A 2,833-nucleotide genomic window follows, 5' to 3' on the forward strand; every position below is an offset into this window, starting at 1 on the left:
CGACCGAGGTGATTGCATGAGTTAAGGCAAATGTGGTGGTTTCCGTCGGACCGTAACCGTTGAGCAGATGTTGCGGCGCACTCTCCGCCAGCACCCGCCGAATCACCGCCGGGTCAAGGGCATCCCCGCCCACCAGCAGATAACGCAGGCTTGGCAACACCGCTTTTAACCCTGATGCATACTGATTGAACAGACCGACCGTCAACCACAGAATACTGACCTGATGGTCGGTCAACGCTTGGGCAAAAGCCTCAACGTTGAGTAACGTCTCTTGCTCAATCACCACCACCGCAGCGCCGTTGAGCAGCGGTGCCCACACTTCTAACGTGGTGGCATCAAAGGCCGGGTTGGCAGCGAGCGCGACCCGGTCTGACGGTTGCACCGCCATATAGCCGTTATTCAGCACCAGTCTGGCAATAGCCCGATGTGGCACGACGACACCTTTCGGCTGACCAGTCGAGCCTGAGGTGTACATCACATAGGCCGGGGTGTTACCACTGACCGGCACCGACACGGACGCTGTACCATGTTCGTTCAGCAGTTCCTCCAGCAGTGAATCGGTCAGCGTCACGACTGTGAGTGACGAGGTATCGGCAGCCGTTTCCACCCCAGTCATCAACGACGCGGTCATCAACACATTGGCACCACAATCATCCAGTACATAACGCTGACGTTCGGCCGGGGCATTCGGGTCGAGCGGTACATACACCGCACCGACTTTGAGAATCGCCAGCTCCGCCACCACTAAGGCGGCTGAACGCGGCAAGCGCACCGCAACCCGCTGCCCGGAAGTCACCCCAAGGTTTTGTAGCCGCTGTGCCAGCGCATTAGCTCGCGCCTCTAACGCGGCATAATGCCATTCACCCGCTTCGGTGATAACGGCAATCGCGTCCGGTGATGCGCTCGCCTGTTGGCTGAACAACGTATGGATCCCGCAATCGGACGGATAGGCATTGTGGGTTTGATTCAAGTGGTGCAACAGGTGTTGCTGTTCACTATCGGTCAGCATCGGTAGTGCACTCACCGGTAACTCAGGCTGACGAACCATGCCTTCCAACAGGGTGACCCAGTAGCTGAGGTAGCGCTGTACGGTTTCCGGTTCAAACAACGCGGTCGCGTAGGTCAGATAGCCACTGAGTCTGCCGTCGTGTTCATGAATTTCAAGGCTCAGGTCAAACTGAGCCGTCGAGAGTTCACTGTCCAGTGCTTCCAGTGTGAGATCCGGTAGTCGGATCTGATCCGTCGGCGTATTTTGCAAAGCGAACATCACTTGGAAAATCGGGGCATGAGACAAGCTGCGCACCGGTGCGACGGTCTCAACCACTTGTTCGAACGGCATATCCTGATTGGCTTGTGCCGCCAGCGCGGTCTCTTTGACCTGAGCTAACAAAGCTGGTGTATTGATCGCATCTGTCAACTGAACCCGCATCGCCATACTATTGACAAACATCCCGATCAGGTCTTCAACATCACGCTGCATTCGTCCGGCTATCGGAGAACCGATCACGATATCTTCCTGACCGGAGAGACGTCCCATCGCCACCGACCATCCGGCAAGTAACGTCATGTAGAGCGTACAGCCACTGTGTTGACTCAATTGACGCAACTGTCCGGTTAACTCGCGGCTGAGTGCAACAGGCAGACTTGCCCCGCGGTAATCTTGATGTGCCGGACGCGGATGATCCGTCGGCAATGTCAGACAATCCGGAATATCACGCAACTGCTCATGCCAATATTGTTGCTGGTGTTGCAACACTTCACCCTGTAGATACGTCTGCTGCCATGCAGCGTAGTCACCATACTGGATCGTCAATGGCGGCAGCGGATCAGCCTGATCGTTGCAGTGAGCGGTATAAAGTGCGGCCAGCTCACGGTTAAAAATCCCCATCGACCAGCCATCAGTGATCATATGGTGCATCACAATCCGTAACCAATGCTCACGATCAGAGACGCGGATTAACTGCCCTTGAATCAATGGTCCCTGAGAAAGATCAAACGTTGGCGACAGTGGCGCCAGTTCATCCATCACCCCTTCCCCGTCAAGGTAAGTCAACGGGAACCCGACACTCGGTGCACTCACCACTTGTACCGGCTCATCCGCGACTTGTGCAAAATGAGTCCGCAATGCGGCATGACGGGCAACAATCTGATCCAGTGCCCGTTGTAATGCATCGACATCTAATTTGCCTTGCAGCCGCACGCTTCTTGGCACGGTATAAGCGGCCGTTGCCTGTGCATCCATTTGCGACAAGAACCACAACCGTTTCTGCGCCAGTGACAATGGGATCGCTTGCCCTTCCGGCAATGGCGTAATCGCCGGTAATGTTGCACCTTGGGCATCATCCAGCAGGGCTGCCACTTCATGTAAGGTTGAATGAGAGAACAGCGTCGCCAGTGATAACTCCCGACCCAGTTGCTCACGCACCCGTGACACCATCCGCACCGCCAGCAAAGAGTGACCGCCCAGTTCAAAGAAGTTGTCTGACCGGCCCACTTGTTCAACACCTAACAGCGCTGACCAAATCGCCGCCAGTTGTACCTCGGCATCCCCGACCGGTGCCTGATATTCATGCCGCACCACCGAACTGACATCCGGTGCCGGTAAGGCTTTACGGTTCACTTTACCGTTTGGCGTCAATGGCATCGCATCAATCACCACATATACCGCCGGCACCATATGCGCCGGTAAACGCTCAGACAGTTCAGCTTTCAGTGTTGCCACATCCGGCACCGCGTCTTGATTCACCGCGGTGTAGTAACCGACTAACTGTTTGTCTCCGCTCTCACCAAAGGCACGCGCAATCACCACCGCATCCTGCACCCCGCCACACCC

General features: G+C 56.0%; 1 protein-coding gene. It reads right to left on the reverse strand.

Translation table 11 applies throughout. The annotated features are described in order from the left end of the window. Positions 1 to 2,833, reverse strand: a 2,833-nt coding sequence (locus tag VRK_RS17650; protein WP_197413175.1) for a condensation domain-containing protein, incomplete at both ends; no start/stop codon positions are given.

The organism is Vibrio sp. MEBiC08052 (assembly GCF_001506075.1).
Taxonomy (GTDB): Bacteria; Pseudomonadota; Gammaproteobacteria; order Enterobacterales; family Vibrionaceae; genus Vibrio.